The 24,026-nt window shown below is 24.2% G+C and carries 15 protein-coding genes and 1 tRNA gene; 14 read left to right on the top strand and 2 right to left on the bottom strand.

From position 1 onward, the window contains the following. Positions 1-349: 349 nt before the first annotated feature. Complete coding sequence (locus tag T523_RS05440; protein ID WP_042707911.1) at positions 350-2,182, top strand: right-handed parallel beta-helix repeat-containing protein; 1,833 nt, start codon at positions 350-352, stop codon at positions 2,180-2,182. 181 nt (positions 2,183-2,363) lie between these two features. On the opposite strand, the gene pheT is transcribed toward T523_RS05440, so the two are convergent. Beyond that, positions 2,364-4,022, bottom strand: coding sequence for a phenylalanine--tRNA ligase subunit beta (gene pheT / locus T523_RS05435; RefSeq protein ID WP_042707910.1), 1,659 nt, complete (start codon positions 4,020-4,022; stop codon positions 2,364-2,366). Positions 4,023-4,207: 185 nt separating this feature from the next. Next, on the bottom strand, positions 4,208-4,564 hold the full coding sequence (locus T523_RS05430; protein WP_042707909.1) for a hypothetical protein: 357 nt from the start codon (positions 4,562-4,564) through the stop codon (positions 4,208-4,210). Between the two features lie 410 nt (positions 4,565-4,974). On the opposite strand from T523_RS05430, the gene T523_RS05425 reads away from it, so the two are divergent. The 13 genes from T523_RS05425 to T523_RS05365 all read left to right on the top strand — a co-directional run bounded on the left by T523_RS05425 (position 4,975) and on the right by T523_RS05365 (position 23,756). Continuing rightward, positions 4,975-7,701: a valine--tRNA ligase gene (locus tag T523_RS05425; RefSeq protein WP_042707908.1), complete on the top strand. Its 2,727-nt coding sequence runs from the start codon at positions 4,975-4,977 to the stop codon at positions 7,699-7,701. 485 nt (positions 7,702-8,186) lie between these two features. Continuing rightward, a complete protein-coding gene (aroA, locus tag T523_RS05420; protein ID WP_042707907.1) occupies positions 8,187-9,509 on the top strand; it encodes a 3-phosphoshikimate 1-carboxyvinyltransferase in 1,323 nt (440 codons plus the stop codon). Between the two features lie 47 nt (positions 9,510-9,556). After that, a complete protein-coding gene (gene nth / locus T523_RS05415) occupies positions 9,557-10,198 on the top strand; it encodes an endonuclease III (protein WP_042707906.1) in 642 nt (213 codons plus the stop codon). 655 nt (positions 10,199-10,853) lie between these two features. Further along, positions 10,854-11,843, top strand: coding sequence for a cysteine synthase A (cysK, locus tag T523_RS05410; protein WP_042707905.1), 990 nt, complete (start codon positions 10,854-10,856; stop codon positions 11,841-11,843). Positions 11,844-12,256: 413 nt separating this feature from the next. Next, positions 12,257-12,979, top strand: a complete 723-nt coding sequence (gene cysE, locus T523_RS05405; protein WP_042707904.1) for a serine O-acetyltransferase — start codon at positions 12,257-12,259, stop codon at positions 12,977-12,979. A 268-nt stretch (positions 12,980-13,247) separates the two neighbouring features. Then, positions 13,248-13,625: a transcriptional regulator gene (locus tag T523_RS05400; protein ID WP_042707903.1), complete on the top strand. Its 378-nt coding sequence runs from the start codon at positions 13,248-13,250 to the stop codon at positions 13,623-13,625. Between the two features lie 136 nt (positions 13,626-13,761). After that, positions 13,762-13,833 (top strand) — tRNA-Cys (locus T523_RS05395). 370 nt (positions 13,834-14,203) lie between these two features. After that, complete coding sequence (locus T523_RS05390; RefSeq protein WP_042707901.1) at positions 14,204-15,379, top strand: MalY/PatB family protein; 1,176 nt, start codon at positions 14,204-14,206, stop codon at positions 15,377-15,379. Positions 15,380-15,566: 187 nt separating this feature from the next. Further along, positions 15,567-17,036, top strand: coding sequence for a cysteine--tRNA ligase (gene cysS, locus T523_RS05385; protein WP_042707900.1), 1,470 nt, complete (start codon positions 15,567-15,569; stop codon positions 17,034-17,036). Between the two features lie 354 nt (positions 17,037-17,390). Further along, entirely contained in the window at positions 17,391-17,618 is a 228-nt protein-coding gene (locus T523_RS05380; protein WP_042707899.1) for a hypothetical protein, read from the top strand. A gap of 940 nt (positions 17,619-18,558) precedes the next feature. Further along, the gene (locus T523_RS05375) at positions 18,559-20,043 is read left to right on the top strand and encodes a radical SAM/SPASM domain-containing protein (RefSeq protein WP_042707898.1); all 1,485 of its coding nucleotides are present in this window, start codon (positions 18,559-18,561) and stop codon (positions 20,041-20,043) included. Between the two features lie 439 nt (positions 20,044-20,482). Next, the gene (locus T523_RS08770) at positions 20,483-21,067 is read left to right on the top strand and encodes a TetR/AcrR family transcriptional regulator C-terminal domain-containing protein (RefSeq protein WP_052334653.1); all 585 of its coding nucleotides are present in this window, start codon (positions 20,483-20,485) and stop codon (positions 21,065-21,067) included. Between the two features lie 592 nt (positions 21,068-21,659). Further along, complete coding sequence (locus T523_RS05365; RefSeq protein WP_042707897.1) at positions 21,660-23,756, top strand: acetate--CoA ligase family protein; 2,097 nt, start codon at positions 21,660-21,662, stop codon at positions 23,754-23,756. Positions 23,757-24,026 lie beyond the last annotated feature (270 nt).

Raw genomic sequence — 24,026 nt, 5'->3', positions numbered from 1 at the left:
AAAAATCTTTTTTATTACTTTTATAATAAAATTTATATATTCTTTTTTCTATATATCATAATAATTAAAATTTGTTTATTAATTTTAGTGGGAATAAATAGGTCCATTTATATTTATTTTCATATCATAATTCTAATTTAATAAATTTTAATTATATTGTATTTTATGGATAAATACGATATTTTATATTTTAAATTTAATTAAATATGATTATTTTTTATTTAAATTTAAAAAATAATTTTTAATATTATTAATAACTCTATTAATTATTTTTTAATAGTTTATAGTAGTATTTAAAATTTAATATCGTGATATTTAATAAAATACATTAAATTTACAGTTGGTTATTATGGATTTAACTAAGGAAAAATCTTTTAATGCTCATATTTTTATGAATATAATCATAATATCATTGGTTATTATTTTAAGTTTTTGTTTAATTACATCTGTATCTGCAGCTAGTAATAACTCTACAAATACTTATCTAAATAACACATCTTATACTCATATTGTAACATCAAATATGTCTAATAATGAGATTCAAAGTGTTATTGATAATGCAAATAATGGAGATACTGTAAAATTCAACAGTAAAAAATATAATAATGTGTCTTTAATAATAAATAAAAAATTAAACATTATTACTACAGTTAGAACTGTATTAGAAAGTTCTAATATTATTTCTAATAGGGCTAAATCACTTAATATAAAAAACAGTTTTGGTTTTTATTTTACATCTAATAGTTCTGGTTCTACTCTTAAAGGTTTTACATTAACAGGTAATCCTGATTATCAGATTATAGTTAATGGTGCTAATAATTTAAATATTGAGAATAACACAATTTCTAGTGGAAAAAATGGTATTTATATAAATAATACTAAAAAGTCTAAAATTTTATCAAATAATATTTCTAAAGTTCAGATTAATGGTATAAGTGCATATAATACTCATTCAACCACTTTTAAAAATAATAGTGCTTCACATAATGGTGAAGATGGTGTTTATTTCTTTAATATTGAAAATTCTTATATTGGATATAATGATTTTTCTAATAATGATTTAAATGGTATTGAATTAGCAGGTATTACTAATAATAATACTATTATTCACAATCATTTAAGAAATAATATTAATAATCTTTTTATTAATTCTACTTCTCATATGGATAAAGTTACTAAAAATACTATTACTGGAGCAAGAATGAGTCCTAAAGCTAGGTATGATTATGATATGACTGGAATGGGTGTATTATTTGGTGATAGTTATAAATCTAGTACTAAAGATACTGGAATATATATTGGATACAATACTATGGGCTTTAATGCTCAATTTGATGCTAAAAACCATATGACTTTACCAATATTTAAATTAGGTGATAATTATTATGTTACTAATGATGGTAGTTTAGCTAGAGCACATTTATGTCCATTTTTACTTGGTGGTGAACTTGGTTGGGAAAATACTGGTTATTTAAGATTAGGATTTACTCAAAAAGGAAACCAAATTATTGGTAAATTATATGATAAAAATGGTAATGTTGTTGAAGCAGGAGATTTTAATATAGATCAAGTATCAGTAGATGGTAATAATGTAGGTTCTGCATCTTATCAAAATGGAAAAGTTGTTATTAATGCTGGAAAAGATGGTTCTAATGTTAAAATTGTTAGTAATGGTAGAACATTATTTGAAGGTATTGTAAAAGCTTTAAATTCTGATAAATCAGGACAAGATAATTCAAAACAATCACAAGGTTCTGGTGATTCAAAATTAGATAAAAATAATCTTGTTAATGGTGGAGGATCTTTAAATAAAACCAGTAATAGTATTATTGCATCTCTTGCTAATAAAAATTCAGGTAAAGGTTCTGGTTTAGGTTCTTTATTTGGTGCTGGTAATAGTAATACTAAAGTAAATGGTACTGGTGTTTCTTCTGGTGCTTATAGTGGAACTTCAAATAATGGACTTGGTACTGCTGGAGAAAATGGTCAAGGAGGATCTACTGTAAGTCAAGGTTCTGCTAGTTCTCCTAAAGCATATGAAATTGCTACTCAAAAAGCTGCAAGTAAATTATCTTCAGATAACACACGTAACCTTGCAGTATTAGCTATTTTCGCTTTAATGTTATTATTTGTTATTGGATATAAACGTAGAAACAAAGATGATGATAATGATGATTATTAATTAAAAATTTATTTTTCTTTTTTTATTTTTTATATTTCTAAATTTTTAGTTTTTTTTATATCGTTTTTTAAAATTAGTAAATAAAATGAGTATTTAATGAATATTGTATTTTAAAATTAAATAATAAAATTAGGTAATTTAAATAAATAAGTTTTTAAAATTAAAAATTAAAGGAGATTAATTAATCTCTTAAGAATTCAATTTCAAAAGCAATTACTGGATATTCTAAATTGAAGTTTGTAATAACTTCTGGTGAAATTTCACCAAATACACCTTCAATATCTCCATGTTTAGAACTTCCTTTAACTGAAGCTACTCTTCCTTTAATAAAACTTGGATTATCTGATTCAGAAATTTCCATTGTATATCCAAGGTTAGATAATACACTATCAGTTATAGATTTAATCTCAGTAAAGTTAGCATTGGAGTGGCAGACTACTGCTGCTAATTTTTTACCTAAGTGTGTATTAAATTCACTTGAATCATCAAGGTATATTACATCACCAATTTCAAATAATTTTTGAGGTAAATCTTCTGCTTTATTATCTTCTAAGAATTCCATTAATGCATTAAGAAGACTAGTTCGTATCATAGTTCCTTCAACACTAATTGGTCTTGCAACTTGAACATGTTCTGTTTCTTTTTGTAACATTTTTTTATAATGTGATTCTTCATTAGTAAGCATTAAACTCATTATTTCATCAAATCCAAGACCTATCATAAGTTCACGAATAGTTTTTTCAGATTTAAACCAATCATGTTCATATGCTACTGTGTTGATATCTGGAAGTGTACTTGGTATTTTTTTAATACAATATTGGATAGCAATATTTTCAATAATATCTACTTCATGTAAAATATCTATTCTAAATGGTGGAATTTGAACCTTAATTTCATTATCATTTAATATCTCTGCACCAAATCTTGCTTTTTCAAGTAATCTTTTTACTTCTTTTGCATCAAGGCAAGTTCCACCAATAAGTTCATTGGTTTTATTAACATGTACTAATGATTCTTTTGGACTTAAATCAGGAGTTGTTATTGTTTTATCTTCATAAACCATTTCCATACTTTTAACTTTTCCTCCAACTTCTGCAAATGAAGAACAAATGATGTTTAATGATTGTTCTACTGCTTTTTTATCTGTACCAGTTACATCTACAATAACAGTATTAGTATCTTCAGTAAGTTTTGTAAGTTCACTATTAATAATTGGAGGCATACTCATAGTTTGATTATTATTATCAAGAATCATTGGATATTTATCAAATCCTTCAAGAAGATGTGCATATTTTTTACCTTTATCATGTTCTTTTAAGATTTCTTTAGGACTAAGTTCTTTATCCATCTCAAGAGGTATAAATGAATGTTCATCTTTAGATGTTGCAATATATTTATAATCTCCAGATACTACATCTGCATTGTGGATACCTATTGCTACTTTTTTCCTGTCACGACCAATTACCCAATGAAGGTTTTCTTGGAAATCCATAATATATTTAATTTTATTTCCTGTAAAATCTACATTTTCAATTTTAGCAAAAGCAATATATGGTCTTATTTTTTCAACTTCTTTTGAAATATATACTTTTTCTCCAGAAGGTTCTACAGTATAATTTGGAAGTCCAGTTTCTTGTGATAGGAATCCTTTAAGTGATCTTGAAACTCCTTCTATTGAAAGGTTATCTGGACGATTTGGGAAAAATTCAACTTTAATTTCTTTATCATTAAAGTCTTCAATATCACTACCCATCATAGGTAAAATATTAATAAGTTTTTCTTGTTCTAAATTAATTCCTAAATCTTTTAAATCTTGATATTCGAATGTAATAACTGGCATTAATATTATCTCCAATTGTAATTTTTGATAATTAAACTTTTAAAATTAAAATAAGTATTATTAAAGAACTTATTTTTATTAAGAAATAATTTTTAAAATTCTATGTTTTAGTAAATTTTTATTAATTACTGATTTTATAGAAAACATATAATTTTTATTAGTTAAAAGTTTTTAATGTATTGGTTTTAGAAACCAAATATTAAGATGAAGAATAATGATTCTATTACAAAGTGTAAAGCTCTATGTTCAACAGTGCCCATACCTCTAATAAATATTGAATGGGTTAAATCAATAAATAAATGTATTAATGCTGCTAAAAATCCAATTTCAATATTTAAGAAAACTATTGAAATTACAATAAAGTGGAATAATGCTTCAAGTAATTCATGTACTAACCATGCTTGGACATTACTTTTTGTTGTGAGGTGAAGTATTCCACCAAATACAATGTAAAAATCACTAAAAATGTTCCAAGTTAGTTGGCCATGAACTATATCACTTATTGCAAGTGCAACAGCAACATAAAACCATAATAATTGCATTTTTATTCTCCATGTTTTATTAAAAATAATAAATATATAATATTAGTTTATTTATATTAATTATATTAATTAAATATTTATCTATTATTAATTATATATTAATAATATGAATAATTTTTATTCAAGTTTTTAGATTTGAAATTTAAACATATACTTTATTAGCTATTTTTTTAAAATTAAAATTTTAGCTATTTTATATTGTGTTTTAATTTTTGTTTTAAATAATTTATTAATATAATAAATTAATTATATTAATTTTGAAAATATATTATAAGTGTATGTTAAATTAGGTTTTTAGAAATTTTAGGTATTGATTAATATAATTATTTTTTTATAACTTTAATACTTAAGTACTAAAGACTACTTTTTATTTATTATTAATTTTATCAAAAATTTCGCATGGAGAAAATATGTCAGAAAAAGATATACCAAAAGATTATGACCATAATAAGGAAGAGTTATGGCAGAAAAAATGGCAAGATGATAAAATTTATAAATATATTGGTGATGGAACAAGACCAAGATATATTATAGATACTCCTCCACCATATCCAACAGGATCTATACATTTAGGTCATGTATTAAATTGGGTATACATTGATATGAATGCAAGGTATAGAAGATTAAAAGGATATGATGTATTATTCCCTCAAGGATGGGATTGTCATGGACTTCCTACTGAAGTTAAGGTTGAAGAACTTCATAATATTAAGAAAAATGATGTTTCTAGAGCAGAATTTAGGGATATGTGTATTGACTTAACCACTAAAAATATTGCTCTTATGAAAAAACAAATGTTATCTCTTGGTTTCTCTCAGGATTGGGATAGAGAATTTGTTACTATGACTCCAGAATATAGGAAAAGAACTCAATATTCATTTTTAAAAATGTATAATCAAGGGTTAATTTATAGAGGTATTCACCCTGTATATTGGTGTCCTAGATGTGAAACTGCTATTGCTTTTGCTGAAGTAGAATATGCAGAAAATAAATCTCATTTAAATTATGTTAATTTTCCACCAGCTGATCTTTCAGCTGTAGAAGAATTCCCTAAAGATAATTCTTATATAAGGCCAGATGGTCACAATGCAGATCCTAAGGAAAGTGGAATTTTAATTGCAACTTCTAGACCTGAGTTAATGTCTGCTTGTGTTGCAGTTGTTATTCATCCTGATGATGAAAGGTATAATCATCTTTTAGGTAAATATGTAGAAGTACCTTTAACTTCTCAAAAAGTAAAAATCATTGCAGATGAAGAAGTAGATCCTGAATTTGGTACTGGTGCTGTAATGGTATGTACTTTTGGTGATAAGACTGATGTAAGTTGGGTAAATAAATATGACCTTGAAGTTATTGAAGCTATTACAGAACAAGGTTTACTTACTTCTGCAGCAGGTAGATATGAAGGTATGACTTTAAAAGATGCTAAAGAAGCAACTATTAAAGATCTTAAAGAAGAAGGTTATCTTTTAAAACAAGAAGATCTTGATCAAAATGTTGGACAATGTTGGAGATGTAAAACACCTATTGAAATTTTAGTTAAAAAACAATGGTTTGTTGCAGTTAGAAAACTTATTAGTCAAGTTAAAGAAGCTTCTAATGAAATGAATTGGATGCCTAAACATATGGAATCTAGGCTTTTAAATTGGGCAGATTCTATGGAATGGGATTGGTGTATTTCAAGACAAAGATTATTTGCAACACCTATACCTGTATGGTATTGTAAAAATTGTGGTAAGATAATTTTACCTGATGAAGATCAATTACCAGTAGATCCTACTGTAGATAAACCAAAACATCCATGTGAATGTGGTTGTAATGAATTTATTGGTGAAACTGATGTTTTAGATACTTGGATGGATAGTTCTATTTCTCCATTATCTATTGCAGGATGGCCTGATCCATCATATGTAAATGATTTCCCTGCAAGTATTCGTCCACAAGGACACGATATTATTCGTACATGGACATTTTATACAATTCTCAGATGTTTAGCATTAACTGGTAAAAAACCATGGGATGATGTTGTTATTAATGGTATGGTCTTTGGTGAAGATGGATTTAAAATGAGTAAATCTAGAGGAAATGTTATTGCACCTGATGATGTAATTAAAGAGTATGGTGCAGATCCATTAAGAACTTGGGCTGCAAATAGTCTTCCAGGTTCTGATGTAGCATTTGCATGGAAAGATATTAAACATGGTTACAAATTCTTACGTAAATTCTGGAATGCATTTAGATTCATTAGTATGCATATATTTTCAGAGGATGATTTATCTGATGAAAAAACTATTATATCAAATCTTAATCCTATGGATAAATGGATTTTAGCTAAATTTACAAATTTAAACAGAACTGTTGATGAAGCATTTTCTAAATATGAATTCGCAAAAACTATTACAAGTATTGAACAATTTGTATGGCATGATTTCTGTGATGAATATATTGAAGCTGTAAAATACAGATTATATGATGATAGTGTATCAGATGAATCACGTATTGCTGCTAAATATACTCTTAGATATGTTGTAGAAAATACTCTTAAAATTTTATCTCCTATTGCTCCATTCTTTACAGAAGAAGTATATCAACACTTTGAAGATTCAAGTATTCATACCTCTTCATGGCCAGAAATTATTAAAGAATTTGATGATAATGATTTCATGGTAAATGGAGATTCTGCTATTGAAATAATTGATGAAGTAAGAAGATTTAAATCAGCTAATAAAATAGCATTAAATGCACCTCTTACTAAAGTCAATATTTACACTTCTGATTTATCAGATATTTGTAATACTTTTAAAGAAGATATTGCAGGTACTTTAAAAATTAATGAATTAAATGTTTTATCTGGTAAACCAGATATTCATGAAAAAGTTATTGAAGTAGAACCAGTAATGAGTAAAATTGGACCAGAGTTCAAATCTGATGCAGGTAAAGTAGTTGGTTATGTTAAATCTAACTCTGTTGAAGATATTGCAGATGAACTTTCAGAAAACAATAAACTTAATATTGGTGAGTTAGAAGTTCCTAAAGATTACTTTAATCTTAAAACAGAAGTGGTTGGAGCTTCTGGTGAAAAAGTAGATATTTTCCAATCTGAAGATTTAGATGTTATTTTAGAAGTTATTAGATAAATAACTTCTAATTTATTTTAATTTTTGTATTGTTTAATATTTTTTTCTTGTTTTTTGTGTTTTTGTATTGTTTTAGTGTTTTTTTCTTTTTTATGTTTATTTTTTTAAATATTTGCTTATTTTCTAGCTATTTTATGTTTTAATATATTAATTATTTATACTCTTTTAACTAATTTTTATTACTTTTTAAGTTTTATAAAAACAGAATCTTATTAAAATCTTTTTTATTATTTTAAATTTAGTTTTATATTTTTAATTTTGTAATCTGTTGAAAACTATTTTTTATAATATTTTAATTTGTATTAATACTTGAAAATTTAATTTAAAAAAGTTTATTTAAAAAATTAGAATGATTTCAACAAAGCTTAATTTTGATATTTTTTTAATATTTTTAGTATATTATTAATATTGTATAATATAATATTATATTAAGAAATTATTTTTTTAAAGAAATTTATTTATTATATAATATAGTGCTGATTTATATGAAATTGAAATTTAAAAGATGTTTAGATATTGAAGGTGAAATTAAAGCACCTTCTTCTAAAAGTTATACACATAGAGCAATAATTTTAGCTTCACTTGCAGATGGTTACAGTCAAGTTTTTAATCCATTGTTATCAGAGGATACTTTATCTACATTAAATGCATGTATTACATTAGGTGCAGATATTACTAATTTTGGTAATTATGTTGATATTAATGGAGTTAATGGTATAATAAAACCAAATTTTAATCCTCAACCATTTATTACAAATCCAGAGCATATTATAAATCTTGGAAATTCTGGAACTTCTTTAAGATTACTTACCTCTATTGCAGCATTAGGTAATACTGAAGTAGTATTTACAGGAGATGATTCTCTTCAAACTAGACCTATGGGTGATTTATTAGAAGCATTAAAATCATTAGGTGTAAAAACTGAATCTGTTGATAATAAAGCTCCAATTACTGTTTTTCCTGGATTTGAAGGAGGAATTACTTCTATTTCTGGTAATGTTTCTTCTCAGTTTATATCTTCAATATTAATTTCTGCTCCACTTACAGAGAAAGGAGTAGAACTTGAAGTTTTACCTGAATTTGTATCAAAACCTTATGTTGATATGACTATTGATATTATGAATAAATTTGGGGTTAATGTTGATGTATCTCTTGAAGGTGAAAATACTAAATTTATAGTTAAACCACAAAAATATACTGCTTGTGATTATATTGTTGAAGGAGATTATTCATCTTCATCTTATCTTCTTGCTGCATGCGCTATATTTGGTGGTAAAATTACTATACTTAATTTATTTAAAGATTCTAAACAAGGAGATAAAATTATTTTAGATATTTTAAGTGAAATGGGTGCAAATATTAATTGTGATGTTAATTCTGTTACTATTGAATCTCAAGGTAATCTTAAATCTATTGATGAAATTGATTTAGCTAATGCTCCTGATTTATTACCTACTATAGCTATTTTAGCTGCTCTTGCAGATGGAACTACAAAAATTAAAGGTATTGGTCATACTAGATTTAAAGAAACTGATAGAATTGCAACAACTTGTGAAGAACTTAGAAAATGTGGTTGTGAACTTGAAGAATTTGAGGATTATATAATAATTAAAGGACAAACTCTTAATAAAAATGAAGAATTTATAGTTTCATCTCATAAAGATCATAGACTTGCTATGGCATTTATTCTTTTAAATCTTAAAGGTTATAATGTAATTATAGATGGAGGGGATGTTTTTAATGTGTCATTCCCCGAGTTTATTGAAGCTATGAGTTCTATTGGTGTAGATTTAGAATTATCATATTAACTATTTAATCAGTATTATATTATTTTAATTTAATATGGGGAATTTTAATGGAAAATAAAGAAGAAACAATTAGAAAAATTTTTGATATTCTTAGTAAGAATTATAATTTAAGGGTATTTCTTGATGATGGACCATATAGAGTTCTTATTAGAACTATTTTATCTCAAAGAACTAGAGATGAAAATACTGATCAAGCAACAGATAATCTTTTTAATAAATATAAAGATATTTATGCTATTGTTGATGCACCAGTTGATGATATTGAAAAACTTATTAAACCTGCAGGTTTTTACCATGTAAAAGCAGCACGTATTAAAGAAGTTTCAAGAATTTTAATAGATCAATATGGAGCTAAAGTTCCTAATGATATGAAAGAACTTTTAAAACTTCCTGGAGTTGGAAGAAAAACAGCAAATTGTGTACTTGTATTTGCATTTAATGAACCAGCAATTCCTGTAGATACTCATGTTCATAGAATCTCTAATAGATGGGGTTTAGTTAATACTAAAAAACCAGAAGATACTGAACAAGAACTTATGAAAGTTGTTCCTCGTGATTTATGGATTAAGTTAAATGATTTAATGGTTCAATTTGGTCAGACTATATGTAAACCTACATCTCCGCAATGTGATATTTGTCCTATTTCAGAATATTGTGATTATGATAAAAATTTAGATGAAAATATTTAATTTAGTTAAAATTTATTTATTTTTTTAAAGTTTAGTTAGATTAGTAGTATAAGTGGATTTTTTTATTACTATTTATTTTTTTCATGTTTTTTGTTAGATTAGTAGTATAAGTGGATTTTTTTATTACTATTTATTTTTTTTATGTTTTTTGTTAGATTAGTAGTATAAGTGGATTTTTTTATTACTTAAATTTTTTATAATCATTTAAAATTAAAATTAGATAAAATTTTGTTTGTATTTATGGATTTTTTTATAATTATTTAAAATATACATTTTTTTACATGATAATTTTTCTTATTTTTTAATAATATAACGAAACATTTATAAGTATTAAAATTTAATATAACAATAGTTATAAAACATTGTGATATTGTGTCTTATAACTTTTATATATATTTTTATTTTAATTGAAAAAATATAACAATAGTTATATACTATGAATTTCTAATAATTATTTGTAAGGATTTATAATATATTCATATTAATTTTTAGATTTTTTTAATTGAAAAAATATAACAATAGTTATATACTATGAATTTCTAATAATTGTATGTAAAGATTTATGTATGTGGTTTAATTTTAAAATTTTTTAAGTGAAATATGGTGCAAAATTTAAAATTAAAGATTTAACAAAAATAACTTGTGGTGATAAAATATGGTAAACATTCCAAAATTAACTAGAGGAGTAGCAAACGATATAACTGAAACAGTGGGTAACACTCCACTTGTAAGATTAAATTCATTAACTAAAGATTTAGATGCTGAAGTACTTGTAAAATTAGAATCATTTAACCCTGCAGGTAGTGTAAAAGATAGGATTGGTGTAGCTTTAATTGAAGATGCAGAAAAAAGAGGATTATTAAATAAAGATTCTGTTTTAATTGAACCAACTAGTGGTAATACTGGTATTGCACTTGCTATTGTAGCAGCAGCAAAAGGTTACAGATTAATTTTAACCATGCCTGATACAATGTCTATTGAAAGAAGAAAATTACTTGCAGTCTTTGGTGCAGAAATTGTTTTAACACCAGGTAGTGATGGTATGCCTGGAGCAATTGCAAAAGCTGATGAATTATTAAAAGAAATTCCTAATTCTGTAAACCCAGCACAATTTAGAAATCAAGCAAATCCAGAATTCCATAAAGCAACTACTGGTCCAGAAATAATTAGGGATACTGATGGTAAAGTTGATGTAGTTGTAGCTGGTGTAGGTACTGGTGGAACTATTACTGGTATTTCTGAAGCTATTAAAGAAGTAAACCCAGATTTACATGCAGTAGCAGTAGAACCTGAAACTTCTCAAACTTTAGGTAAAGGTGTAAAAGGACCTCATAAAATCCAAGGTATTGGTGCAGGATTTGTACCTGAAACTTATCATGCAGATGCAATTGATGAAATATTCCCTGTATCTGATGAAAATGCTGGTAAAACTTTACTTGCTCTTGCTAAAGAAGAAGGTATTTTTGCAGGTATTTCTTCTGGTGCAGCAACTTATGCAGCATTACAAATTGCTAAAAGACCGGAATACAAAGGTAAAACTATTGTAGCTATTTTACCTGATACTGGTGATAGATACTTATCTGTTGATTGGGTATTCCAAGATCTCTATAAAGAATATGGTCCAGAAATATTCCCAGTAGAATAAATTTTTAAAAATATTTTTTTATAATATTTTTTTAGAATTTAAGAAATTTATATTAATTTATAAAATTAAGTAATTTTTTATTTTATAATTACTTTTTTAATATTACTAATAATCTAATATATATTCTATTTTAATTATTTAAAATAGAATTTTTTTTAAAGATAAAATAATAACATTGTTAAGTTTTATTATAAAAATATTAATTTATTTAATCTTAAATTAGTTTTTAAGAATTATTATTATTAAATTACTAATTAAAAGTTAAAAAAAGATTAGTTTTTATTTTTTAGTAATAATCTAGTATTTTTTTAACTTTTAGTTAAAATCAAAAATATATTAACTATAGTTAAGAAAGTATTTATATAGGGTGTTATAAAAGTTATTAATAATATTTTAAAATTTCAGGTGATAATATGTTTAACAGAATAAGAGAGGATATAATGACTGCCAAAATGAGAGATCCTGCTAGCCGTAGCGCTATTGAAATCTTATTTTGTTACCCTGGAGTCTATGCTGTTTGGTTCCATTTAATAAGTCATTGGCTTTGGAAAAAAGGGGCTAAATTTTTAGCAAGATTTAATTCTACTATTGCAAGGTTTTTAACTGGTGTGGAAATACATCCTGGTGCTACAATTGGTCGTAGAGTTTTCATAGATCATGGTATGGGGATTGTTATTGGTGAAACAGCGATTGTAGGTAATGATGTTTTAATTTATCAAGGAGCAGTTCTTGGTGGAACATCTCTTGAAAAGAAAAAAAGACATCCAACTATTGGAGATGCAGTAGTAGTTGGTGCAGGTGCAAAAGTTATGGGTGATATTACAATTGGTAATTCATCAAAGATAGGTGCAGGTTCTGTAGTCTTAAAAGATGTACCTCCACATTCAACTTGTGTTGGTATTCCTGGAAGAGTTGTTAAAACTAAAGATAAATCATGTCCTTTAAATTTAGAGCATAATAAACTTCCAGATCCAGTTAAAAACTGTTTACAACAATTAGTAAAACGTCAAGATGAACTTGAAAATGAATTAGAAACCTTAAAAAAATTATATAATATTTCTAATTCGGGTATAAATATTAATAACTATAGAAAATATAATGAAGATGTTGTATTTGAAGAAGGTGGAGGAATTTAATTCCTTCATTTTTTTTTAATTAGAAAATATAACAATAGTTTTATATATTATAATAGTTTTATTATTAATTATATTTCTAAAATTAAGTTAAAAAAAGATTCATTATTATAAATTAATGTATATGTTTGAAATTTAATATTAAATTTTTATAATATTATATTTCTTAATTAATCTTTATTGAATATTTTTTATATTCATAATTTATTATTCAAAGATTTTTATTTTTTGAATTATTATTTAATTATTTAAAAATTATGAGGCGATGAAGATGAAACCTCCTTGTGAAATGGTAGTTTGGTATGTTATTCCAGCAATAAGATCTGAGTTAGCAAAACAATTATTAAGTTTAGGTATGAAACAGAAAAAGATTTCTGAATTAATGGATATTACACAGCCTGCTGTAAGTCAATATATTACAGATAAAAGAGGTAGTGAATTAGAATTATCTGATCATATTAAAGATTTAGTTAAAGATTTTGCAAATGATCTTTACACTGAAAAAGCTACAAAATTAGATATTATCCCACGTACATGTTATATATGTCATCAAATCAAAGCAGAAGATGTAATGTGTCAATTACATCATGAAAAAGGTAATATGCCTTATGAATGTCATGCATGTTTAAATTCTTCATTTGATTGTTAAATTTTAATTTTTTAATTTTTAATTATATCTTTTTTTGTTTATTTTAATTTTTATTTAAATGAAAATATTTGTAAATATTTAAAAATAAAAACATTTATATATGAGTTATAATTAATATATGTATGTTGTATAAAATGGCAAGGTGACCGAGCGGCTTAGGTGCGTGGCTGCAGACCATGATACTGGGGTTCAAATCCCTATCTTGCCTTTTAATGAAACTTTTTTTTAGATTTTTTTTATTGATTATATTTTTTAATTAGTCTATTTTTTAGATATTATTTTTATTTATTTTCATTTAGGTTTTTATTAGAATTTGACTTTGTTGAAATTCTTAAAAATTTTTATAAATAAATTTTCTTAAAATTGATTTTTAAGTATTAAGTATGTTTAAATTTTTATAAAAAATAGTTTTCAACAGATTCTAAAATTTTTTAATTTTATTGTATATACTATTTAAATCTAGAAAACATATGGGTTTTAAATTTAAAAAGGAAAATATCTAATAGTGTTTTTATTTATATAAACTATTTGGTTATAATTTTTAATTAGATATAAAATATTATATTTGGAGATTAAGTATGAATTATGATTTTAATACAATTAATAGAAATAATACAAACTCATTAAAATGGGATTTATTTAATGATAAATTTCCAATGTGGGTAGCAGATATGGATTTTAAAGTAGCACCAGAAATATCTAATGCTATTTTAAATAGAGCAAATCATAAAGTATATGGTTATTCAATTGTTTCAGATGATTTATATGATGCTTATATTAATTGGTGGAAATTTTATGGTTTAAAAATGAAAAAAGATGAGTTATTATTTGCTGTTGGAGTCATGCCTGCAATAACTAGTATTATTCGTGAATTTACATCTTTTAATGATGGCGTGTTAATTCAAACTCCAGTTTATCATGTATTCTTTAATGTAATTTTAAATAATAATCGTAAAGTTATTGAAAATCCATTAATCTATGATAAAGATAATTTATCTTATTCTATTGATTTTAAAGATCTAGAAGAAAAATTAGCAAATCCTAATACAAAAATGATGTTACTTTGTAATCCACATAATCCTATTGGTAAAGTCTGGAGTATGGAAGATTTAATCAAAATTGGAAAACTTTGTTGGAAATATAATGTTATTCTTGTTTCTGATGAAATACATTGTGATTTAACTAATCCAGGTAAACAATATATTCCTTTTGCATCTCTTGATGATGAATTAAGTTTTGAAGAAATTGAAAATTCATTAACTTGTATCTCTCCAAGTAAAACTTTTAATATTGCGGGACTTAAGAATTCTATGGTTTTTACTAAAAATAAAGAATTTTATTCAAGACTTAATGGAAGATTATTTACTGATTTCTTTTCAGAACCTAATGTATTTAGTACAGTTGCTACTATTGCTGCATATAATGATTCTAAAGATTGGTTAGAAGAATTAAAAGAAGTATTATTTGAAAATAAGAAAATAGTAAATAATTTTTTAACTAATAATATTTCCTGTATTAAATTAGTTCCATCTGATGCAACATATCTGTTATGGCTTGATTGTTCTAGTTTAAATATTGATTCTAAATCTTTATCTGAATTCTTAAGAAAAGAAAAAGGCATATTTTTATCACCAGGTATTCAATTTGGTCGAAATGGTGATAATTTCTTAAGAATGAATATTGCTTCTCCTAAAGAACTTTTAAATAAAGAATTAATAGCATTTAAAGAAGGAATCGACTTATTAAAAAAATAATTTCTTTAATTTTTATATTTTATGAATTATTTTAAAAATTATTTTCTCTATATAGAATAGTTTAATTATATTAAAAAATATAATTATAAATATTTATAAAATTTTAGTTATTATTTATTAATTTGTAATTTTAGTTATTTTTTTAATAACTTATTACAATTTATTTTATTAAAAAATGGAGATTAAAATGAATAGTCAGAAATCTAATAAACATACTTCACTTAAAGTATATTCTACTTTAACACGTAGGAAAGAATATTTTAAACCACTTAATGAATCAAGGGTTAAATTCTTTGTTTGTGGACCTACTGTTTATAATGATGCTCATATAGGACATGGTAGAACATATATCTCTTTTGATATGATAAAACGATATTTAGAATATAAAGGTTACACTGTTTTATATTTACAAAATATTACTGATGTTGATGATAAAATTATTAACAGAGGAAAAGAGATTGCTAAACAAGATGAAGATTTAGCAGATGTATGTATGACTCTTGCAAGAAGATATGAACGTAGATATAAAGAAGATATGGAATCTTTAAATGTTAAAGGTGTAAATCTTTATATGAGGGCTACAGATCATATGGATAAAATAATTAATCAAATTGAAAGATTAATTGAAAAAGGATATGCATATGAATCAGATAATGGAGTATATTTTGAAGTTAAAAAATTTGATGATTTTGCAAAACTTTCTAATAGAAATATTGATGAACTTGAGGGTCATAGACTTAAAGAAGATTCAAGTAAAAAAGATCCTAGAGACTTTGCATTATGGAAAAAACGTCAAGATATTGAATATTATGGTGAACCTGTATGGAATTCTCCATGGGGTAAAGGAAGACCTGGATGGCATATTGAAGATACTGCTATTACTGAAGAATACTTTGGTGAACAATATGATATTCATGGTGGAGGTCTTGATTTAATTTTCCCTCATCATGATGCAGAAATTGCACAAATGGAAGCATTATCTGGTAAAAAACCTATGGTTAATTATTGGTTCCATACTGGATTTTTAAATGTTAATGGGGAAAAGATGTCTAAATCTCTTGGTAACTTTATTACTATTAAAGATTTACTTAAAGAAATATCTCCAGAGACTTTTAGATTCTTTGTATTATCTACTCATTATAGAAGTCCTATAGATTTTAGTGTTGATAGTCTTCATCAAGCAGATAAAAGTCTTAATAAGATTAAATCTTATATAAATGATGTTGATGATATTTTATTAAATGAGTTTGGTGATGAAGATACTATAGAAGATCAAATTGATTCACTTGAAGCAACACAATATGATACTTTAAAAACAGCTATTGTTTCATTTTTTAATGCAATGGATGATGATTTTAATACTCCTAAAGCTATTGCAGCAATATTTAAATTAATCAGTGATTCTAAATCTGAACTTAATAATTTAGATATTAATGATGTTTTAGCTATTAAAGGATTTTTATCTACTGTTAATGATATTCTTGGGATTATTTTCTTAAAAGATGATGGCAATTCTAATAATAATGGTTCTAATGAAGAAGCTTTACTTGATATTCTTGCAGATACTCGTAAAAAGTTAAGGGATGAAAAACAATATGATTTATCTGATGAAATTAGAAGTAGACTTACTGATTTAGGTTATGAGATAAGTGATTAAAACTTATCTTTTTTTATTTCTTGAAATATTTAATTTTAAAATAAATGGATTTTAATAAATTAAATTTTTAAATAAAATGTATTTTTGAGTATTTATTATTTTAATAAAATTTACTTGTTTAATTTTTGTTTAAATGTCTTATTTTTATTTGTTTTCTTTTATTTGCTAATATTTTTTAGTTTTTTACTTATTATTATTTTTAAGTTTTTTATTTTTATCTTCATATTGTTTTTTATGTCTAGATATTTAATTATTCTTGTTTATACCATTTTAATTATGTATTCTTTAAAAAATATTTATAAATATCATATTTTACTATATCATATTAAGAATTGGAAATATGTGTTGATTAATATGGATAAAAATAGATTAGCAATTATTATTTCATTCTTTTTACCTGGAATTGGGCATGCTATGAAGGGTAAAAAAGCATTTGGGATTAGTTCTTGGATTGTTGTATTATTTTTAACATTTTTCTTATATTATCTTACTGAGCCTAATCCATGGTTTTCTATAATATTTTATTTTACTCTTGGATTTTTTGTAGCATATGGATTATCTGTTTATGGTGTTGATAATTAAGTTTTTATTATATCTAGAAATTTATCTTTTATTATCTTATGTAAGAAAATTATATTTTTATAAAAATTATTTTAATTCTTTAATAACTAATTAAATTTTATTTAAATCTTGTTGAGCATGTTTTATTTCTAATTTTAATATTTTTAATTTGTATGTTCTTAGATTAAGGATAATCCTGTTTTAAATTTAATTTTTAAGTATTAATATTATTTAAATATTTTAATTTTTTTGAATATTTTTTATTTAGATTATTATAAGAAATAGTTTCTAATAAACTTAAGTTTTTTATTTAGATTATTATAAGAAATAGTTTCTAATAAACTTAAGTTTTTTATTTAGATTTATAGTTTTATATTTATATTTAACTTCTTTTTAAAATTAGAAAATTTTTTTTAAATATTGATTTATTACTTGTAATTAATTTCTATATTTTAATTTTATTATAATTGTAATTAATATTTTTAATAGTTTTTAATTAACTATGATTTATATTATATGGTATTTTATTTTAATTAATCAAGATTATTTTTAATTTATTTAATTATATGTTTATATATATCCTAATTATTTTTAATTTATTATTTACTCATTGAATCAATGTTTATATGACAAATTTTATTCATCTGTTTAAACATTTTTTTAATTTTAACTAATTGTTGAATTTTTTTATATTTTTTTTAAATTTTCATAAAAAAATATTAATATTATGTTTTAATAAATAATTTATTAAAAAAAATGAATATATTAATGGTTTTAAATATATTAATATTTTTTTTATTATTATTACTTATCTTATGGATTTTTTAAAAATTTTATTTTAATTAATTAATTAATATTTTTTAAAATCTGTTTATGAAATGTAAAGATAATTATGTAATTATTTTATAATTTTTTTAAAATTTGATTATAATTGATAGTCAAATCTGAAGGTGGTTTTATTATGAATAAGATTAAAAGTGCAGAAAAAGAAACTGCAGATACTAAACAAGTTATTGAAACATTTGAAAATATTGTTAATAGTAATATTTCTCAAAAAGTTTTAAATGGTGCTCTTACTTATTGTGACAAATGTGGTGAAACAAGATTAGAATCTGCATTACGTCATATTGTAGGTCTTCAAGATGATATTTGTTTTAAATGTGAATTACTTGTTCCACCAATAAAACTTATTATTAAAAAAGGTTTATCTACTTTTGATACATCTGAAGAATCTTTTATGAGAGCTATGCAAGATGAAACTTGGATTAGGGGATTAGTAACTACATTTCAGGGTATGGCTAAATTCGGTGTTCAGAAACCATTTGTTCCAGGTGCACCTTATCAAATAGTTTGGAATATTACTCGTAAATGTAATTTTAAATGTGTCCATTGTTATGAGAATGCAGGTAAAAAAGGTCCAGATGAATGTAGTCCTGATGAAATAAAAGCAGGTATCAAAAAACTTGCAGATTCTGGTGTTATTTCTTTAGCATTCTCTGGAGGAGAACCAACAACTGATCCAAATTTAGTAGATTACATTAAATATGCAACTGATTTAGGATTATATGTTTCACTTGCTACTAATGGTTATATTTGTGCTAAGAAAGAGAAAGCACAAGAACTTGCAGATGCAGGTCTTAAATTTGTACAGATTAGTTTAGATGGACTTAATCCTAAAACTCATGATGAATTTAGACGTGTTCCAGGTTCATGGGAACATGCAGTTCAAGCAATTGATAATTTTAATGATACTGATGTATTTGTAGAAGTTTCAACTACTGTTACACAAAATAATAAAAATGAAATTCCAGATATGATTGATTTCATGAGAAAGAAAAAAGTTGGATGGTTTATGTTATATAATTTTATTCCAACAGGTAAAGGTTCAGAAGCAAGAGAACTTGATTTAAGTCCAGAAGATAGATTTGAATTATTGAATCTTATTTATCAAGAAAATGGTAAAGGAGATCTTCAAATATTATCTACTGCTCCACAATTTGCAGATGTTGCAATTCATACAAATCCTGAAGATGTAGATAGAGAGGATGGTAAAACATTAATCCCAACTCACTTTTATAATGTTGAATATAGTAATCCTGCAATGATGGAACTTTCAAGATTTATTGGTGGTTGTGGTGCAGGAAGATTCTATTTAGGAATAGAACCTAATGGTGATATTTATCCTTGTGTTTTCTTCCCACATGATCCTATTCTTAAATTAGGAAATATTAAAAAAGATAATCTTGAGGATATTTGGATTAATAATAAGGTATTAAAAGAATTAAGAGATAAAAATGCTCTTAAAGATAGTTGTTCTCAATGTGAATCAAGATTTATTTGTGGTGGTTGTAGAGCTAGAGCATATACTATTACTGGTGATTACCTTGCAGGTGATCCTGGTTGTATAAAATATGAAGAGTATATGGCTAAACATAATTCTAATTAATTTTTTATTTTTTTTATTTTTTTAGAATTTTATTTTAAGTATACTTTTTTTTAGAATCTTATTGAAATTATATTTTAATTTTAATTTTCTAAAATCATTTTTATTGTATTTTCACTGGTTTTTATTCTTTAAATCTATTTTTTTTAGGTTTTTAAAATTTACTAATTTTTAGAATGGCTTTTCTTAATTTTTGATTTTTAAGTATTATTTAAATTTTTATAGAAAATAATTTTTAATAGACTCATTTTTCATGAATTATATTTTTGAATATTTTTATTATTTTGTTCATTTTTTTATTTATTTTATATTTTTATTTAAATTTTGTTTTATATTTTTATTTATATTATTAGAAAAAACAATAAAATTATATATAATGTATACATAAGTTATTATTAAATTTATAAAAAGTATATTTACAAGATGATAAGGGGATTTAAATATGGATAATTCTAAAGAAAAGATTGATATTAATTTAATTCTTGCAAATAGTTTAGCAAATTTACTTCTTGAAAAACCATTTGAAAAAATTAAAGTTATAGATATCTGTAAAAATGCAAATATTCCAAGGAGTACTTTTTATTATCATTTTAATGATAAATATGAATTATTAGAGTTTACAATTAATTCTTTATCTGATAAACTTTCTAAACAAGTTATTAATGATTCTTCTAATGATTTTTTACAGTATATTGATAATTTTATAAAAGTTTTTGTAGAATACTTAAATGAAAATAAAAATCTTTATATTTCATTAATAAATAAAAATAAGGATGAATTTACTTTAAATGTTTTATTTACTATGGTTTGTTCTGATTTGAAGGAGAGATTATATGAAGAAAAGGTAAAAGGAAATATTAATCCAAGTATTCCTATTGATTTCATAGCAGAATTTTATATTGGTGGATTTGCTAGACTTAGTCAATTTTGGTTACTTCATACTGATATTTATGATGCTAATGATTTGTATGAGGCACTTTCTTCATTGTTTTTACATAATTCAAATAACACTATTTTAAATCCTTAATATTAAATCTTTTTGAAAATAAGTTTATTAAACATTAAAAAGCTAAGTTTTTTTTTTAAAAAAAGAAGTTTATTAAACATTGAATAATAAATATAATCTATTTTTTTTGAATTGTTTAATTTTTATATTTTATTTTTAAATATTTTTTGTTTATTTTTTTAAATGATTTTTTTATTTTGTTTCTATTTTTTAAGTTTTTTATTTTAATTTTTTAATTTTTTTTATTAATTTTCCTCTAATTTTAAAAATATTTATAAATCACTTTTTATAAAGTATTGAATAATATAAAATTTTTATTTTGTTATAATATTATAATTTTGTTTATATCAAAATTTATTTATATTATATGTAAAATAATAATCTTTAATTATTTATAATGATAAATTATTTATTATATAATGATTAAATATTAAAGATTAGATATAACTAAATCTTAAATTTAAGATTTTATCAATAAAATTTAAAAATATATTTAAAAATCAAATTCTTGTTTAAATAAGGGTATTATTTGTTTAATTTATTAAAGTATAATATTTGTTATTTTAAATAATTTTGATTAATTTAGTAATGAAGTAATTTAAGGAGTCAAATCATGACAAATCTTGACAAGATGTTTAAACCAAATTCTATTGCGGTTGTAGGAGCATCAAATACTGAAGGAAAAGTCGGATATATTATTGTTAATAATATTATTATTGGTGGATATAAAGGTACTATCTATCCTATTAATCCAAAAAGTGATGAAATTCAAGGATATAAAGCTTATTCTAGTGTTTTAGATTTACCTGAAGTACCTGATTTAGTTGTTATTTCCATTCCTGCTGCTGGTGTTAATCCTGTTCTTAAAGAATGTGGAGAAAAAGGAGTGAAAAATGCAGTAGTCATTAGTGCAGGATTTAAAGAAACTGGTGAAGAAGGAGCTAAATTAGAAGAAGAATTATCTAATATTGCTAATCAGTATGATATTAATTTAATTGGTCCTAATAGTTTAGGTATTAGTGATTCACATACACCAATTAATTGTTCATTTGCACAAGCTATTCCTCCTAAAGGAAACATGGCTTTCTTATCTCAAAGTGGAGCTATGATGGTAGCTATTATTGATTGGAGTTTTACTTCAGGAATTGGTTTTAGTAAATGTGTTTCAATGGGAAACAAAGCAGGTACTAATGAAATTGAAATTATTAATAATTTAGCTAATGATCCTGAAACTGCTGTTATTACTATTTATCTTGAAAGTGTAAGTCCTGATGATGATTTTGTTAATACTATAAGAAAAGTATCTAAGAAAAAACCTATTGTTATTCTTAAATCTGGTTCTAGTGCTGCTGGAGCAGCAGCTGCTTCTTCACATACTGGAGCTCTTGCAGGTAGTGATGCAGCATTTGATGCAGCATTTGATCAATCTGGAATTTTCCGTGTAAGTTCAATGAATGAATTATTTGAGGTGGGTTTGGCATTCTCTAATTGTCCACTTCCAAAAGGACGTAATGTTGCAATAGTTACCAATGCTGGTGGTGGAGGAGTTATTGCTGTAGATGCAATGGAAAGATATAATCTTGATCTTGCAAAATTCAGTGAAGATACTGTTAATAAATTAAATGAAATTATTCCAGATGAAGGTACTACAAACAATCCTATTGATGTATTAGGTGATGGACCTGTTGAAAGTTATAAAAAATCATTAGAAGTCCTTATTGATGCTGATGAAGTAGATAGTATTATTGTAATTGTTTGTCCTACTGCTAAAGCAGATACTCCAGGAATTGCAAAAGCATTAGTTGATGTATATTCAAAATCTGATAAACCTATTCTTGCTGTAAATATGGGTGGACCTTCATTTGAATTCTCTAATAAACTTTTAAAAGATAATTGTATTCCATCATATGTATTCCCAGAACCTGCTATAAAAGTAGTTGAATATCTCTGTAAATTTGCAGAATTACAAGATAAAACTTATGATAACCCTGTAAATGAAATTGATGATGTTGATAAAAAAACAGTAGAAGATATATTTGAAAAAGTTAAATCTGAAGGTAGGGATACTTTACTTGGTAGTGAAGCATATGCAGTTGCTGAAGCTTATGGTATTGCTGCAGCACCTATTAAATTATCAACTTCTGCTAAAGAAGCTGCAGATCTTGCTGAAGAAATGGAATTCCCAGTTGTTTTAAAAATCGCTTCTGATAAAATTTTACATAAATCTGATATTGGTGGTGTAAAAGTAGGTATCTCTACAAGGGATGAAGCAGAAAAAGCTTATAATGAAATTATTGAAAACACTAAAAAAGCATTCCCAGATATAATCCCTAATGGTGTAGAAGTACAAAAAATGATGGACTCTGGTATTGAAGTTATTGTTGGTATGATAAGAGATAAACAATTTGGACCAATGATTTCATTTGGTATGGGTGGAGTCTTTGTAAACCTTATTGAAGATGTTTCATTTAAACTTGCTAAAGGTATGACTTCTGAGGAAATTAATGAACAAATAGAATCTACTAAAGTTTCTAAATTATTACATGGATATCGTGGAGAAGCTCCTGGAGATATTGATGCAGTTAAAGATACTATTAAACGTGTTGCAAGATTAACTCTTGATTTTGATGAAATATCTGAATTAGATATTAATCCAATATTCGTATATGAAGATGGATCAAGTGCTTTAGATATTAAAATTAAATTATAATTTTAATGTCTTTATTTTACTTTTTTTAATTTTTTATTTTACTTTTTTTTAATTGATTTTTCTAATTTTTTTAAGTATTTTTTTAATTTTTTCAAAACATTTATATGTATCTTATAACAATTGTTATATATTGAATAAATAATTGCTTTAAAATAGTGGAAAGTAGTTTATTTTAATATATAACATTTTTTTGGAGTTTTTTTATTAAGTCTCCAAAAGATTTATATATGTCTTATAACAATTGTTATATATTGAATAAATAATTGCTTT

Origin of the sequence: Methanobrevibacter wolinii SH, from assembly GCF_000621965.1 — an archaeon.
GTDB lineage: Archaea > Methanobacteriota > Methanobacteria > Methanobacteriales > Methanobacteriaceae > Methanarmilla > Methanarmilla wolinii.
This window is presented reverse-complemented; position numbering and strand designations above follow the sequence as displayed.

What these genes read in the sequence shown, in the direction of transcription:
- T523_RS05440 (WP_042707911.1), top strand. Translation starts at nt 350, where the DNA reads ATGGATTTAACTAAGGAAAAATCTTTTAATGCTCATATTTTTATGAAT.
- pheT (WP_042707910.1), bottom strand. Translation starts at nt 4,022, where the DNA reads ATGCCAGTTATTACATTCGAATATCAAGATTTAAAAGATTTAGGAATT.
- T523_RS05430 (WP_042707909.1), bottom strand. Translation starts at nt 4,564, where the DNA reads ATGCAATTATTATGGTTTTATGTTGCTGTTGCACTTGCAATAAGTGAT.
- T523_RS05425 (WP_042707908.1), top strand. Translation starts at nt 4,975, where the DNA reads ATGTCAGAAAAAGATATACCAAAAGATTATGACCATAATAAGGAAGAG.
- aroA (WP_042707907.1), top strand. Translation starts at nt 8,187, where the DNA reads ATGAAATTGAAATTTAAAAGATGTTTAGATATTGAAGGTGAAATTAAA.
- nth (WP_042707906.1), top strand. Translation starts at nt 9,557, where the DNA reads ATGGAAAATAAAGAAGAAACAATTAGAAAAATTTTTGATATTCTTAGT.
- cysK (WP_042707905.1), top strand. Translation starts at nt 10,854, where the DNA reads ATGGTAAACATTCCAAAATTAACTAGAGGAGTAGCAAACGATATAACT.
- cysE (WP_042707904.1), top strand. Translation starts at nt 12,257, where the DNA reads ATGTTTAACAGAATAAGAGAGGATATAATGACTGCCAAAATGAGAGAT.
- T523_RS05400 (WP_042707903.1), top strand. Translation starts at nt 13,248, where the DNA reads ATGAAACCTCCTTGTGAAATGGTAGTTTGGTATGTTATTCCAGCAATA.
- T523_RS05390 (WP_042707901.1), top strand. Translation starts at nt 14,204, where the DNA reads ATGAATTATGATTTTAATACAATTAATAGAAATAATACAAACTCATTA.
- cysS (WP_042707900.1), top strand. Translation starts at nt 15,567, where the DNA reads ATGAATAGTCAGAAATCTAATAAACATACTTCACTTAAAGTATATTCT.
- T523_RS05380 (WP_042707899.1), top strand. Translation starts at nt 17,391, where the DNA reads ATGGATAAAAATAGATTAGCAATTATTATTTCATTCTTTTTACCTGGA.
- T523_RS05375 (WP_042707898.1), top strand. Translation starts at nt 18,559, where the DNA reads ATGAATAAGATTAAAAGTGCAGAAAAAGAAACTGCAGATACTAAACAA.
- T523_RS08770 (WP_052334653.1), top strand. Translation starts at nt 20,483, where the DNA reads ATGGATAATTCTAAAGAAAAGATTGATATTAATTTAATTCTTGCAAAT.
- T523_RS05365 (WP_042707897.1), top strand. Translation starts at nt 21,660, where the DNA reads ATGACAAATCTTGACAAGATGTTTAAACCAAATTCTATTGCGGTTGTA.